General features: G+C 45.7%; 16 protein-coding genes. 6 read left to right on the top strand and 10 right to left on the bottom strand.

Annotated elements, in window-relative coordinates; translation table 11 throughout:
- Nucleotides 1–40: 40 nt before the first annotated feature.
- Both UNH61_RS24785 and UNH61_RS24790 read right to left on the bottom strand, forming a co-directional pair.
- Nucleotides 41–1,114: an Ldh family oxidoreductase gene (locus UNH61_RS24785; protein ID WP_326994703.1), complete on the bottom strand. Its 1,074-nt coding sequence runs from the start codon at nt 1,112–1,114 to the stop codon at nt 41–43.
- Between the two features lie 11 nt (nt 1,115–1,125).
- Complete coding sequence (locus UNH61_RS24790) at nt 1,126–1,440, bottom strand: DUF3467 domain-containing protein (RefSeq protein ID WP_326994704.1); 315 nt, start codon at nt 1,438–1,440, stop codon at nt 1,126–1,128.
- 82 nt (nt 1,441–1,522) lie between these two features.
- Here UNH61_RS24790 and UNH61_RS24795 point away from each other — a divergent pair, with 82 nt between their 5' ends.
- On the top strand, nt 1,523–1,696 hold the full coding sequence (locus tag UNH61_RS24795; protein ID WP_326994705.1) for a hypothetical protein: 174 nt from the start codon (nt 1,523–1,525) through the stop codon (nt 1,694–1,696).
- A 618-nt stretch (nt 1,697–2,314) separates the two neighbouring features.
- On the opposite strand, the gene UNH61_RS24800 is transcribed toward UNH61_RS24795, so the two are convergent.
- The 4 genes from UNH61_RS24800 to trpS form a co-directional block, all read right to left on the bottom strand.
- On the bottom strand, nt 2,315–4,387 hold the full coding sequence (locus UNH61_RS24800) for a helix-hairpin-helix domain-containing protein (RefSeq protein WP_326994706.1): 2,073 nt from the start codon (nt 4,385–4,387) through the stop codon (nt 2,315–2,317).
- Complete coding sequence (locus tag UNH61_RS24805) at nt 4,360–5,148, bottom strand: hypothetical protein (RefSeq protein ID WP_326994707.1); 789 nt, start codon at nt 5,146–5,148, stop codon at nt 4,360–4,362. The genes UNH61_RS24800 and UNH61_RS24805 overlap by 28 nt, the downstream gene beginning before the upstream one ends.
- Nucleotides 5,149–5,299: 151 nt before the next feature.
- The gene (locus tag UNH61_RS24810) at nt 5,300–5,935 is read right to left on the bottom strand and encodes a deoxynucleoside kinase (RefSeq protein ID WP_326994708.1); all 636 of its coding nucleotides are present in this window, start codon (nt 5,933–5,935) and stop codon (nt 5,300–5,302) included.
- 48 nt (nt 5,936–5,983) lie between these two features.
- Nucleotides 5,984–6,991, bottom strand: a complete 1,008-nt coding sequence (gene trpS / locus UNH61_RS24815) for a tryptophan--tRNA ligase (RefSeq protein WP_326994709.1) — start codon at nt 6,989–6,991, stop codon at nt 5,984–5,986.
- A gap of 191 nt (nt 6,992–7,182) precedes the next feature.
- Here trpS and gatC point away from each other — a divergent pair, with 191 nt between their 5' ends.
- The 5 genes from gatC to UNH61_RS24840 all read left to right on the top strand — a co-directional run bounded on the left by gatC (nt 7,183) and on the right by UNH61_RS24840 (nt 10,184).
- On the top strand, nt 7,183–7,473 hold the full coding sequence (gene gatC / locus UNH61_RS24820; RefSeq protein WP_326994710.1) for an Asp-tRNA(Asn)/Glu-tRNA(Gln) amidotransferase subunit GatC: 291 nt from the start codon (nt 7,183–7,185) through the stop codon (nt 7,471–7,473).
- A gap of 5 nt (nt 7,474–7,478) precedes the next feature.
- Nucleotides 7,479–8,186, top strand: coding sequence for an ABC transporter ATP-binding protein (locus UNH61_RS24825; protein ID WP_326994711.1), 708 nt, complete (start codon nt 7,479–7,481; stop codon nt 8,184–8,186).
- A 97-nt stretch (nt 8,187–8,283) separates the two neighbouring features.
- Nucleotides 8,284–8,844 (top strand): cob(I)yrinic acid a,c-diamide adenosyltransferase, encoded by a 561-nt coding sequence (locus UNH61_RS24830; protein WP_326994712.1) that lies wholly within the window; start codon nt 8,284–8,286, stop codon nt 8,842–8,844.
- 20 nt (nt 8,845–8,864) lie between these two features.
- Nucleotides 8,865–9,458, top strand: a complete 594-nt coding sequence (locus UNH61_RS24835; protein ID WP_326994713.1) for a riboflavin synthase — start codon at nt 8,865–8,867, stop codon at nt 9,456–9,458.
- 9 nt (nt 9,459–9,467) lie between these two features.
- Nucleotides 9,468–10,184: a hypothetical protein gene (locus tag UNH61_RS24840; RefSeq protein ID WP_326994714.1), complete on the top strand. Its 717-nt coding sequence runs from the start codon at nt 9,468–9,470 to the stop codon at nt 10,182–10,184.
- On the opposite strand, the gene UNH61_RS24845 is transcribed toward UNH61_RS24840, so the two are convergent.
- Genes UNH61_RS24845 through UNH61_RS24860 form a run of 4 tightly spaced genes read right to left on the bottom strand, consistent with a single transcriptional unit; the run spans nt 10,185 to nt 14,544 of the window.
- Nucleotides 10,185–11,537 (bottom strand): DUF58 domain-containing protein, encoded by a 1,353-nt coding sequence (locus UNH61_RS24845; RefSeq protein WP_326994715.1) that lies wholly within the window; start codon nt 11,535–11,537, stop codon nt 10,185–10,187.
- A 29-nt stretch (nt 11,538–11,566) separates the two neighbouring features.
- Complete coding sequence (locus tag UNH61_RS24850) at nt 11,567–12,547, bottom strand: MoxR family ATPase (protein ID WP_326994716.1); 981 nt, start codon at nt 12,545–12,547, stop codon at nt 11,567–11,569.
- Complete coding sequence (locus UNH61_RS24855) at nt 12,548–13,777, bottom strand: DUF4350 domain-containing protein (RefSeq protein WP_326994717.1); 1,230 nt, start codon at nt 13,775–13,777, stop codon at nt 12,548–12,550. It abuts the gene before it with no gap.
- On the bottom strand, nt 13,774–14,544 hold the full coding sequence (locus tag UNH61_RS24860) for a hypothetical protein (protein WP_326994718.1): 771 nt from the start codon (nt 14,542–14,544) through the stop codon (nt 13,774–13,776). The genes UNH61_RS24855 and UNH61_RS24860 overlap by 4 nt, the downstream gene beginning before the upstream one ends.
- Nucleotide 14,545 lies beyond the last annotated feature (1 nt).

A 14,545-nucleotide genomic window follows, 5' to 3' on the forward strand; every position in this document is an offset into this window, starting at 1 on the left:
CGCAGGCTTTATTTCCGGTGATTTTATGAATGATGGTGATTTAAAAATTCAAATTAAATTTCGCAGCTACTTCCCGCATATCTTTCACTACAGGCTCAATAACCGGAATGCCGTTTGCCAGCCGCTCCTGATGCATTTCCCGCTCCGGATCTCCTGGTATCAGTACCTTCTTACCACTGACCGGTTCTGCGGCCCGGAAACGATTGATCCAGGTATCCATATTGGATTTGAATTCATCTGCCGGCCTGAAGGCATCTACCCGCATTGCACCGAGGAAATGTCCCAGTCCTTCTCCTACCGGATCCGGTGCCAGTGGCAGGAAACTCACAAAAGGAGGTGCCCATGGCCCATAATTGGCTCCTGAAAGAACGGCCGAAAATATATCAACAATTGCTCCCAAACAATACCCCTTATGACTTCCGTGTTCCCGGTCGCCCCCGAGAGGCAGCAATGCTCCTCCCTCCCTGAGCTCATGGGGATTATTACTGGGGTGCCCCGATTTATCCTGGATCCATCCATACGGAGCCTCTTCATGCTTACGCTGCAGGATCTCCAGCTTACCGTTTGCGGCGGTGGTAGTGGCAAAATCGGCCACAAAAGCCGGCTGCTCTTTCGCCGGAATCGCCACTGCAATCGGGTTAGTGCCTAACATACGTTCGGTGGAAAAAGTAGGAGCTACCAGCGGACTGGCATTGGTCATGGCCATGCCTATCATGTCCTGCTCCAGTGCTTTCATGGCATGATAACCGGCAATACCGAAATGATTGGAGTTTTTAACGCTTACCCAGCCGGTACCAACAGCAGCAGCCTTCTGCATGGCTATTTCCATGGCATAAGGTGCAACTACCAGCCCCAGGCCTGCATCCCCGTCTATTACAGCTGTAGATGGGGTTTCATGCACAATCCGGATATCGGGCCTGGCATTGATGCGCTTAGCTTCCCATAAACGAACATAGCCCGACAAACGGGCTATTCCATGTGAATCAATTCCTCGCAAATCTGCTGATAACAATACTTCACTTGCCAATGCAGCGTGCTCCAGACTACAACCCATACGGATAAACACCTCCCGGGTGAACTCCCTCAAATGATGATAAGAAAAAATATGTTCCATCTGATGTTTAGTTAGGCCTGAGCGGTTGGTCCGCCAAAATTTAACGGTACTGATACCTGCTCCAGATCCTGTATCGGACCATGTACGGATTCAAATTTTTTGATATTATCAAGCATGGCCTTCATGAAGCGCTTTGCATGCTGAGGCGTAAGTATGATGCGGGATTTGACTTTTGCTTTAGGCAGACCGGGCATTACATTTACAAAGTCGACCACAAATTCTGCATTTGAATGGGTGATGATGGCGAGATTCGCGTATTGACCTTCTGCAATTTCTTCATTCAACTCAATATTAAGCTGATTCTGTTCTTCATGCTGATTTTCCATGTTGTATGATTTAGCCGTACAAAAATAGAAAAAGAGGGCTCAAATGAGCCCTCTTTTTTTATAAACTCCGGATTGACCAGTTTTGATACATTGTAATTCAGCCGGTGTACCCGGACAACGAACAATCATTGCCCGGGTTAACAAGACCGATTATTCCAATCTGATACAATCTGTTGCGCAAACCAGTCTGGAATATGATCCGGCTGCGGAATACCCCACCATCGACAATGGCATTGGTATTACAAATTCTGGTTGAAAAAGAAAAAAAATTTATCGATATGCCTGATTTTACTGATTTCTCGTTGAAAGAGAGCATTACCACATTGTCAGTCAACTTTTATTGCAGATTCATACTTTCCGGCAATAAACCTGCTATGTGCAAGGCATTATGCCCGACAACAGCTGACATTGTTGTACTCTCTCTAAGCATTATGTGATTTCTGAGATAAATTTCTTCATAAACAATTCAGATCCTGGTTGTATTGGTTATGAGCTAACTTCATATAACAAACTGGCCCTCTTGTGACAGTGGTAACAAGTTTTGTATACCATTTTAAATCGGTTCCAATTAACATAAGAATTACAGCAGTTATCAATTCTTATAAATTATACACAGCCCCCTTATAAAGCAAAAACACATGTTTTAAACAAACATTACTGAGGTAGAATTCAGTAATAGGTATATGCCGATAACAAGTTTTAAAGTTAAGGTAGATATTCGCTCATAAACAAAATCTGATTTAGATTTTGGTTGACACCCCCAAGTTAGAAAAAAAAAGAATTCAGCAACTCACCTACTTAACATTTTTTTAACAGTTATAAAAATGCACTATATAATAAATTGATTATCAATAAATTAATTTGAAAAAAAATTTCATTTATGCGATAAGAGATATTGTATTTGAAATTGAATAACTGTTTTTTTATTTCCGTAAATAAGATCGTTCCCACTTCCGGTTTTCGTTTGCCCGGGATAGACAGATTGATGAAAACGTGCCCAGCAGGCCAGCTGCCGGTTTACCTTCCATTTAACATTCAGGTAGTATTGCCACCCATTTCCGTATAACTGAGATACTGCGTTTTCATACAGTACACTACTTTCGGTAGCATAAATCCGGCTGCTATAGTCGCTGGTGCGGAAACTGGTGAGTCGCCCGGTAATACTGAAAGGCAGGCGCCTGAAATGATAATCAGCTTCCTGATAGATCATCCACCCCGATTGCCGGGCATCCTCATCCCGATAAGCGCTGTATTCCAAACGTGTTTTAGCTTCCAGTTGACGACCTTTTTTGACGGTATATTGTAAACGTATATGCGTTGACGTAATATCGCCCGGAGCCCTGATTGGATTTCCGGGAAGCGTAGTATTCTCTGCCCCTTGCCGTTGATTATACCGCAACAGTATAGCCATCTGCCGACCGGGTATATAGGTTGCCTGCACGAGAAAATCCTTGCCGGCAGAGGGAGCATTGGCGCGATACTTCAACCAGGGAAAACTAAAAACATCTGCATATGCATCCAGCTTCAGGCGGGTACTGACTTTCAGCGATATGGCGCTGTAAATTCCCTGTTCATTGGAAGTACGGTAACTTTCTCCAAATCCTTTAGCGTACATCGACTGATAGGCCCGGTCGTAATAGCGATACAACAAAGCTACATCTGCTGCCGGAGCTACACTTGTCATCAGTCCCTGCAAAATAGCGGGCTTTCCATTGGCACTCATGGCCATCTCTCCGAAGAAGTGTACATTTTTCCATCCGGCGGCATAATCGATACTTGCTGCTGTCAGTTCTCCGCTGTTAAAGTCAAACTGATTATACGGGGCCGTTTTCTTCTGCAATATGGGCGTAAAGCGATGATTGATAATGTTTGCGCCGATCCTCCATCTCCCGTTATTAAACTGTACATTGCCTCCTGTACTAACAGCGCTGATCGCTCCTTTTTTGGCACTTTCCGCCAATGTACGATGGTACCCGCTACTGTTCAGACTGGCCGTCGTTATTTCTTCCATCAGTGTATCGGTACTGCCATCCAGCCGGCGATAGGAAACAAATACAGTGGCCTCCCAGCGGCCATACTGCAACGTGGCGGCCGCGCCTCTGAAAAAATAAAACTCACCAGGGGAAGTATATGGCTTCAATACATCTCCTTCTTTCTTTATCTGCATAACGGCTGCCCCTTTGCCATAGGCCTGCCCCTGCCAGTTCAGCAACCCCTGTCCGAGGTTGACGCTGTAATCCCCCAACGCCAGCGCTTTTAACCGATGACGATTCCTGACAAACAAGTGAGCACTGTAAAAATCGAATCCCTGCCGCTGTGCCCCTTTAAACAGGGCTTCACCGGGATCTTTCTCCATTGTTACACCCCAGCTGCAGTGCCGGGGAAAGCTATAACGGTAACGGATAAACATTTTTTCGGGACTGCCCCGGTAAGCCGGCAAGGTACTGTCTGTACGCAGGTATCCCCTGGATTTTTCCAGCTGCCGGCTGGCACGCAGTAAAAATGTATGCTCTCCTTTACGCATGTAGTCACGCAAAGTGTAATGAGGCTCCAGGTCGTCGCCCACATATACATAAGGCAGGATGCGCCGGATTACCTCCGGCTCAAAGCCCGGCACTGCCTGCAATTCATAAATACTCACCAGGTTTCCGAGCAACGCGCGATATTGAAGAAAGCTGCTGATTTGCAACGGCGTCAACAGACCTATCGACTGTAAGTCCGCTTCATCAGCCTTGTTGAGCTGTATTGGATGTGTAGCCAGGGCATTTAGTTGCTGCCATTGCGCATCATCTTCTGATACCCGGTCTGTTGCTGCGGCCTCGCGCTCCAGGCTGTTCTCCATTGCAGCAGGAACCTGCTCGGTCTGTTGCCGGGCACTCAGCTGAAAACTCATGCCGGATAGCAATAGCACGCCTGCAGCTATTTTGCGGAAGTTGGTAACTGCCATATCAGCACGGTTGAAGGAGTAAGCCCCAACTGGGGATGAAATGCAGCAGCAACATCTATCCGCAATGAATGCAGGTAAAAAACAATTCCGGCATTATTGTACACGGGAGCAGAAGTCACTCCCATCTCCAATGCGAGGGCCTGCCCCAACCGGTAGAAAGCGGCTGCCTTTACCTGTGTGAATGCCGGCATACGCATCAATTCTCCCGTTAGCAGGCATTGCCCGGAGGCCTCCCATCCAACGCCCAAACTATACACAGTGCCTTCCTGTAGCGGCTTCAGAAAATTCACTCCCATATGAAGCTTTTCACTGAAATGCCATAGCAATCCTCCCTGTACACTGAAGCTTCCGGAATTACCTGCTCCCTGCACAGTAACCGAAGTATAACTGAACTTCAACCCCACTCCTGCCTTTGCGCCAAGCCGCCTGCCGTAAGCGCCTCCAACCTGTTGCTGATGCCAGGCTGTATTTCCAAAACGAAAGATGCCCGCCCCGAAAGCTCCACCGGGTACGGGCACCGTTCCAACAACACCATACAACGGCATCTCCTGCAGCATAAACCGGCGCTCAGCATAAACACCCAATGCAGCAGCAGATAAACACGACAAACCCGCCGGAGTATACCACGCGGATAATAAATGCTGAAAATGACGACTGTAACTTCCTACACCAATATTCCTTCCAATAGGCGCCAATATAGGCTGGGCCAATAACACAGGTATCAGCCATAACAACATAAGGGTTAACATCAACCGTTTCATACGGGAATTGGGTTTAACAATAAATCAGGCTAACAAACTATTACAACACAAATGTAGGTATCAAAAAAAACAGGTTTGTTAATGAAATCTAAACATAAAAAAGCCGGAACACCTCTCATGTTCCGGCTTTCCTCCGAGGGACGGAGTATCTTTAAAACAGTCCGTATAACTGTGAATCTATCTTTGATATTATCTCCCCGAGATCTTCATCACTCTCCGGAAATTTGTTCTTATCAATGTCGATGATCAATAACGGTCCTTCTTTATACTTCTCAATCCAGTTATTATAATATTCATTCAGTCGCTTCAGATAATCGAGCCGGATATTTTCTTCATATTCCCTTCCTCTTTTCTGGATCTGTGCCACCAGTGTAGGCACCGAAGCCTGCAGGTATATCAGCAGATCCGGTGGCTTCACCATACTTTGCAGCGTTTCGAAAAAATTGAAATAATTATCAAAATCCCGCTTCGTCATCAGCCCCATTTCATACAAGTTAGGCGCAAAGATGTGCGCATCTTCATAAATAGTGCGATCCTGTATCACTGTTTCCTTACCATTCTGGATCTCCAGCAATTGCTTCAACCGGCCGTTCAGGAAATATATCTGCAGGTTAAATGACCAGCGTGGCATATCCTCATAAAAATCGTTCAGGTAGGGATTATGCTCCACATCTTCATACTGTGCATGCCATTTGTAATGTCTGCAAAGCATTTCTGTTAACGTGGTCTTTCCTGCGCCAATATTCCCGGCGATAGCAATATGCTTGATCTTATTCTGTTTTGCCATGCGATATGTGGTGATTCGTATTGAAAATAGCTACTGTCAGCGACTTTTTCAATAATAATTTATACCAATGAGTTTTTTCGCCTGATGCAAAGTTTGTGCCGCATTTGCCCTTGCTTTTTCAGCACCGGCCTTCACTACATTTTCCATGTAACTGGTATCCTGCTGCAGTTCTTTTGCTTTTTCGCGGATCGGCGCTATAAACTTCACCATATCTTCTCCCAGCTGTCCTTTCATATCACCAAAGCGGATCGTCTGATTATCCCATGCTGCTTCATAAAATTGCACCACATCCGGAGCTGACACAAGTTTCATCAGATCAACCAGGTTGCGTACTGATTCCGGCATCGGAGTGCCCGGACTAACAGCGGCGCTATCGGTTTTAGCCTTTTTGATCTTCGTGCGGATCTTATCATCATCATCTGCCAGGTAAATGGTAGCCATCTCATTTTCACTCTTGCTCATTTTGCCGTTACCATCCAGGCTGGGAATGCGCAGCAGGTTATCTCCGTAGTTGAATGCCACCGGCTCCGGGAACAAATCAGTTTCATAACGGTGATTGAAGCGCTGGGCAAAATTACGGGCCATCTCCAGGTGCTGTCCCTGGTCTTTACCCACCGGAACTTTTATAGCCCTTTGTATCAGGATATCCACACTCATCAGCACAGGATAAGTAAGCAATCCTGCATTCACGTTCTGGGGCTGCAGGCGCACTTTATCTTTAAAAGTGGGTACTTTTTCCAGCTCCCCAACGTAAGCCAGCATATTCATCAGGAGGTATAGCTCTGCGATTTCGGGGACATCACTCTGTACATACAGGGTCACCTTCTCAGGATCCAGCCCGGAAGCAATGTTCTCTGCCAGCACACGCATTACGTTGCCCTTCAGATCTTTAGGATTGGGATGGGTGGTCAGCGAATGCCAGTCTGCCACAAAAAAGTAGCAGTTAAAGTCTTCCTGCATCCGGATATAATTACGGATCGCACCAAAATAGTTGCCTAAATGCAAATAACCGGTAGGGCGAATGCCACTTACCACAATTTCTTTTTCTGTTGCCATAACAGGGCGCAATTTAATGAAAAACCGCAAAGCTTTAAGGGGAAAGCTTAAGCCACCGAAGCAGGAACTTATCCCGTTGCAGTCATCCCGCAGCATAAAGGTTTCCTCTTTTTTCTGGCCGTTTATCCCTAATTTTGAAGCACTATCATAATTACCCTTTATATTTAATTATCTTTTGATTTAATTTGACTATGGAAGTGAATGACGCACTGGTACAACAACTGGCTGATCTGGCCAGACTTGAATTCAACGACCAGGAAAAGGCGGAAATACGCGGAGATCTGCAACGAATGATCACTTTTGTGGAGAAACTGAATGAGCTCGACACCAGGGATGTAGCACCATTACTTCATCTTACAGATGATTATAATGTTTTCAGAGAAGACAAGGTGATACCGGCTATTACCCGTGAAGAAGCCCTGCTGAACGCTCCTTCAGCCACTGAAGAATACTTCAGTGTACCCAAAATAATAAAGAAATAACCCACATGCAAAAGTCCGTCATCCATCTGGAAGCAATCAGGAAAAGTTATTACCTCGGTAAGAACGAATTGCCGGTACTCAAAGGTGTATCGCTCGATATCTTCCGGAATGAATATGTGGCGCTCATGGGCCCCTCCGGCTCAGGGAAATCTACCCTGATGAATATCCTGGGATGCCTGGACAGTCCTACCAGTGGTAAATACATACTGAGCGGACATGATGTTAGCAAGATGGAAGACAATGACCTTGCCACCGTACGCGGAAAGGAGATCGGCTTCGTTTTTCAGCAGTTCAACCTGATGCCGCGTCTGACTGCCCTCCAGAATGTTGCCATCCCGCTGATCTATGCAGGTGTAGGCAAGAAAGAAAGAGAGGAAAGGGCCATGACCATGTTGAAAAAAGTGAAACTGGGCGACCGGTTCGACCATAAGCCCAATGAGCTTTCCGGCGGACAATGTCAGCGCGTGGCCATCGCCCGTGCCCTGGTCAATAATCCTTCCCTGATCCTTGCAGATGAGCCCACCGGAAACCTTGATACCAAAACCTCTGTGGAGATCATGGAAATTTTTGGAGATATTCACGCTTCCGGTAATACCGTTGTTTTAGTGACCCATGAAGAAGATATTGCAGAACACGCCAAACGCATCATACGACTGAGAGACGGTGTCATTGAATCCGATATGGTCACGGCAGAGGTAAGAATGACGAATTAATCATCATGAATTATAAAGAGAAGATCCCGGCGGAGAGGCACTCAATTAGTGCTATCTTCGCCGGGATCTTCTCTTTATAATTCCTAATGCTCAATTTATGTCATTAAAGATATATACCAAAACTGGCGACAAAGGTAAAACCTCCCTCATTGGCGGTACCAAGGTGCCTAAAAGTGATATCCGTATTGATGCCTATGGCACGGTAGATGAACTCAATTCTTATATTGGTCTGGTGAATGATCACATGGCAGACCCAGGCACCAAAGCCCTGCTCAGGGAAGTACAGGACCGGCTCTTCACAATCGGCGCTGCCCTGGCCTGCGATCCGGAAAAAGAAACCAAACTGAAGATACCCGATCTCCATGATGCTGATATTACACTACTGGAAAAAAGCATTGACCAGATGAATGAAGAATTGCCACCCATGAAATCTTTTATTCTGCCCGGCGGACATGTAGCCGTGTCTACCTGTCATATTGCACGTTGTGTTTGCAGACGTACGGAAAGGCTCTGCGTTGGGATGCAGGAACATGAACTGTTTATTGAGCCGCTGATACTGAAATACATTAACCGGCTGAGTGATTATCTTTTTGTGCTCGCCCGCTGGACAGGTCACAAACTCGGCGCGGAAGAAATTCCCTGGAAACCCCGGGTATAGAAAAAGTCTTAAATTCGCTTATGTTTACAGGAATCATAGAAACACTGGGAGAAGTAGTTACTACCAGGGAAGAAGGTGCCAACCGTGTATTCACCATTAAAACACCGCTGGCGTCCGAATTAAAAATAGATCAGAGCGTATCACATAACGGCGTTTGTCTTACCATCACCCATGTGAAAGATAATACCTATGAGACCGTTGCTGTCGCTGAGACATTGCAGAAATCCAATCTCGACCGGCTCGCTCCGGGGCAGCTGATTAACCTCGAAAGAGCCATGCTTTTCAATGGCCGGATCGACGGACACCTGGTGCAGGGCCACGTAGACGGTGTAGGTGTTTGCCTGTCTGTAACACCACAGGATGGCAGCTGGCTGTTCCGCTTCCACTTTCCGGACGAATTTGCAGCACTCATCGTGGAAAAAGGCAGTATATGCCTGAACGGTATCAGCCTGACCGTTTTCGATGTTACAGATAACGAGTTTTCTGTAGCCATCATTCCATACACATACGAACACACCAATATATCGAAAGTAAAACCAGGCGACATGGTAAACCTGGAATTCGATATCCTTGGCAAGTATGCCGCCAAACAGATGCAATTGGCCCGCTATTAATATCAGACCATGATCAATATTTCCCGGATACTGAAGTTATTGTTGTTCCTGCCCGCACTATACTGTTATTTACCGGCAAACGCCCAACAGACAGGGATAGTGCGGGTAACGGCCAGTTACGATCCGAACGCAGTACCAGAACTGTATAACCAGGTACCTATCGGCCTGCAACTTACTTACAACGACAGCTCCTACCGGCAAACTACCGGGTATTTACGTGGCAATTACCGCTGGAATAAACTCAATATCAAAAGCAATAACGGCGCCGTACAAAACGGTATACTGAGCTTCAACAGAGCACAGCTCGTGCGGGATAATTATCGTATAACCATTACCGTTATAACTGAAGAAAATGTGTCTCTGCAAACAAACCTGGAACTGCCCAGGCTAACCGGAATACGCTTCAATCATTATGCAGACAGCATAAAGCGGGACATTCACTTTTATCTCAATGTAGAAGGAAAATTCAGCAGCGGTAAAGTATTTCCACTCGACACCGCCACTATCAGGTTCGCTGCTTCCGATGGAAAACTGATAGGCCAGGATCTGCTGCTGCCTAAAGAGGATACTACCAAAACTGTCATAGCAGAAGCCTGGTACAAATACAACAACCAGATGTACCTACGCTCCGTAATCCCCGTCAAACAAGCCCCTGAAGATGAATCACTCATCATGAAAAACGGACAGGATCTGTATAATAATAACAAACGCCGCAGGCGGCAATAGCTAAATCAGCATTCTGGATTTAAGTTCAAGATACTTGTTCACCACATTCAAGGTAAGATGTTCCGGTGGTGTCAGCAGCGACATGATGCCGTACTTTGCCAGCTCTTTAACGATCAGTTTCTTATCATACGCAAATTTCTGCGCAATGGTTTGCTTATAAATATCCTCGATATCAGTAGCTGTATTTTCTGTCACCTGCTTTAGTTCAGAGTTTTCAAAGAAAACCACCAGCACCAGGTGATAACGTGCCAGCCTGCGGATAAATGGCAGCTGCCGCTGCAGGCTCGACATCGACTCAAAATTTGTATATAACATCAACAGCGAGCGGGTGGATAAGCGGCCGCGCAATTGTACAGTAAGTGCCTCGTAATCGCTTTCCTGCCAATGGGTTTCCTGTGCATAAAGCGATTCCATAATCTTGTTTATCTGCACCTTTTTACTGCTTGCCGGCAATATTTCTGTCTTACTTTCCATGAATGTGATCAGCCCGGCTTTGTCGCCTTTATTCACAGCAACATTGCTGAATACCAGCGATGCATTGATGGCATAATCCAGCAACGCTAAACCGTTGAAAGGCATTCTCATGGTACGTCCCTTATCAATCACGGAATATACCTGCTGTGATCTTTCTTCCGTAAAACTATTCACCATCAAATCACCGGTACGGGCAGAAGCCTTCCAGTTGAGCAGGCGCACATCGTCGCCTTTTGTATAGGGCTTGATATGATCAAACTCCATGCTGTGTCCGATTATCCGGCGCTTGTGTACCCCCAGTTCGTTCAGCCTGTTCATGGCTGCATACAATTCGTAATGCCGCAGCTGCTGAAAACTCGGATATACACTAACAGACTGCTCTGTATTAAAAACAAAGCGGCGACAAACCAACCCAAGAACACTTTGAATAAATACATTCGTATAGCCGAAGTTGTATATCCCTCTCTCTACCGGGCGCAGTTCATAACGAAAGCTATATGTTTGTCCTGCCGGAACAGTTGCTGCCAGGTTGAAATCGCGCTGCTGAAACTGCACCGGCAATTCATCGATAATGGAAACATCTACCGGAAAGGGATACCTGTTCTGCAAGGTAAGCACCACTTCGTTGTTATCGCCATTGCTGAACCGGGGACTGAGTTTCCTTTCAAGCTCAACCACTTCACTCGGACGAAACAGCAGCAATACCATATCCAGCAACAGCAGCACCACTACCGCCAGCAAGGCTATGAGGGCGACATTGTACAGGGCTGGCATGAAAAAAGAAACGATAAACAGCAGAATATTTCCCCCGATCAGGTAGTATAACCTTCTGGTGAAGAAAAGTATCTGGTATAAATTATTCTTTATAGTTGAAGACACGTGCTTACTTTTAAAATCAATACTACATCTTATCTCGGCACTTCTATTGCCTTAACAATCTGTGCGATCACATCATCTGTTTTAATACCTTCCATTTCCTTTTCCGGCGTAAGCATGATGCGATGCCTTAATACATGCGGTAATACTTCTACTACATCATCCGGTGTTACAAAGTCGCGGCTCCTCATAGCAGCTATTGCTTTCGACGCATTCATAACGGCAATGGATGCACGCGGAGAAGCGCCCAGGTATAAAGACGGATTCATCCTCGTTTCATTGATAACAGATGCGATATAACGGAAGAGCTTATCGTCTACAATCACCTGCCGTACACTATTCTGAAATTCGATGATTTGTGTAGTAGTGATCACCTTACTCACCATCTTTGTCAGGTCTGTTTCTCCGTTGAAATGATGAATGCTGCGCAGTACATTGATCTCTTCCTCCAGGCTGGGATATTTCACCTCGACTTTGAAAAGGAAGCGATCCAGCTGAGCCTCAGGCAGGCGGTAGGTTCCCTCCTGCTCTATCGGGTTCTGAGTAGCGATCACCATGAAAGGCCTGTTCATTTGAAACGTAGTACCATCGTTGGTAATCTGCCTTTCTTCCATTACTTCAAACAAAGCAGACTGCGTTTTTGCAGGTGCCCGGTTTATTTCATCTATCAATACCAGGTTACTGAAAACAGGTCCCTTCTTATATTCAAACTCTCTTGTTTGCGGATTAAAAACAGAAGTGCCCAGCACATCCGCCGGCATCAGGTCGGGAGTAAACTGGATACGGCTAAAGTCAGCATCTACGCACTGTGCGATCAGTTTTGCGGTGAGGGTTTTGGCTACGCCGGGCACCCCTTCGATCAACACATGTCCCTGTGTCAGTAATCCTGCTATCAACAGATCTACCATCTGATGCTGTCCTACGATAACTTTCCCGATCTGTGCCCTGATGGCCTCCACTCCTTCGTGCAATGAGGAGAAGTCTGTTCTGGATTGAAATGTACTGGTATCCATTTATTTCGTATTTAAATAAAACTGTTGTATCCGGCTATAAAATTCTTTCAGGTATTCATCACTTACAGATGTTTCCTGTTGTACCTGCTGCATCATTTGCAGCAGTGTCCTGATATCGTTTTCAGGAACGGCAGACTTGCGTGATAACATCCCGATAAATTCATCATTTAATACATTCGTATCGAGGTTATAACGGGTACGTATATACTCCATAAAATGAAGGATCATCTTATGAGTGAGGTTCTGATTGTTATGCTGTTGAAAATACAGTTGTCCGATCGCATCCACAAATTCAAGCGAATTATTCGTCATCGCCGGCCTGTCGGGCACAATACGTTGACGTCGTTTACTTTCAAATATCATGAACAGTGCCGCCAGTATCAGCGATAACCACACCGCCCAGCGCATGGCAGGATAACGCATCAGTGCCTGAAAATCGCTGAAGCTTCCGCGGCTCTGCGCATTGTGTATCCGGTTGTAGTAATCATCCCAGTACACATTGGCCGGGTCATAATGCAGATAGGATAGCTGCGTTTCCAACGCAGCTACATTCTTTTCGTGCATCAGAAAATAATTGGAAAAGGTATAAGGGTTCAGCAACAGGTAGATAAATCCTCCGCCATAGGCAATCTTTATAAAGTTGGGTTTATTCTTATAGTTGTATCCCAGTATCATGGTTGATGTAGAATCTATACCGGAAATATAATTACCTGTCACCATACCATTGTAATTAAAGCTGGTATCATGCGGTATTGCGGGGTCGAGATAATGTTCCACGAAACCAACTTTCGAACCCTGGAACCTGGAGCTTTCCACTACTGTAAATCCGAATTCCTTTTCCAGCAGGGGATCAGGCTTATTTACAGCAAGGAACAAATCGTTGCCTGATCTCACATAGTAAAGCATTGCTTCGAGATCCTTTGCAGTTGTATACATTTCTTCAGCTACGAGGATGTATACGTTATCTTTCTCCTGCAATGTGGGCTCTTTTTTATAAGTATCTTCGAAAGGTTTGGTAACCACCTGTACAGAATGGCTCGCAAATAATTGCGGCAGCATTTTAAACGCAGCATAGGTACCTCCTGCTTTTTTATCGCGGTTAGAGAAGGAAGATACACTCATGTTGGTTGTCTGATCCCGTTCGCTGAGCGCCTGACTACCTCCCAGGATCATGAGCACAATAAGCAGAAACGCCACTACAGCAATGATTATAATATACTGTTTCTTCACCAGGCTTTATTTATTTCATTATTAAAACTCCGAAACTCCTGATTGATTTTATTGAAATCAGGTTCGCTGACTTCAAATCCGCCATACCAGGCATACTCATAACCCAGCGTAAGCATAGAAAACTGCTTGTAATAAGGAGTTTCCCGCAAACTTCGCAGGTAGTCTGTATTTGTTTTTTCTTTACTGGTAGTGATTAACTGGCGACCGGCAAGCTGGAACAGTGTGTACAGATACCACCAGCGGATCGCCTGCCGGAGATCGCCGGCGGAAATAGCTTTACTGATATGCGCTTCATATTCCTGTGCGCTGGTGAGCTCCTCTTCCTGCTGTATATCGGGCATTACGGCCACAATCTGGTTCCGACGCCGGAAGGTAAGTCCATTATTTTTCAGGAACCAATATAACAAGATGCCTAACACAGCCACAATTAAAGTCAGCACTATTACATATACCGCTCTCGAAGCCTGACTGAGCGCCAGCAGCAATTGCTCCAGCCAGTTAAGACGGGGCGGCTCTGTTTTTTGAGGATCAAAATAATGCAGCTTTTTATCCTCCTTCAACGTCTTTACTACCTCATCAGGCACTTTTCTTGGCTCATAATAAGGAACGTTGTTGTCGTCCGTTTCCTCCTGAGATCGAATACTTTCTACCATAGCAGTGCTATCTGCAGCAACTCTTTCTTCTATTGCAGCCTGCTCCTGCCCTCTTATCTGTAAGGAGGAACAGCATATTAAAAGACAGACTGCGATCCAACAATATTTCTTCATA

The sequence above is a fragment of the Chitinophaga sp. 180180018-3 genome, assembly GCF_037893185.1.
Taxonomy (GTDB): Bacteria; Bacteroidota; Bacteroidia; order Chitinophagales; family Chitinophagaceae; genus Chitinophaga.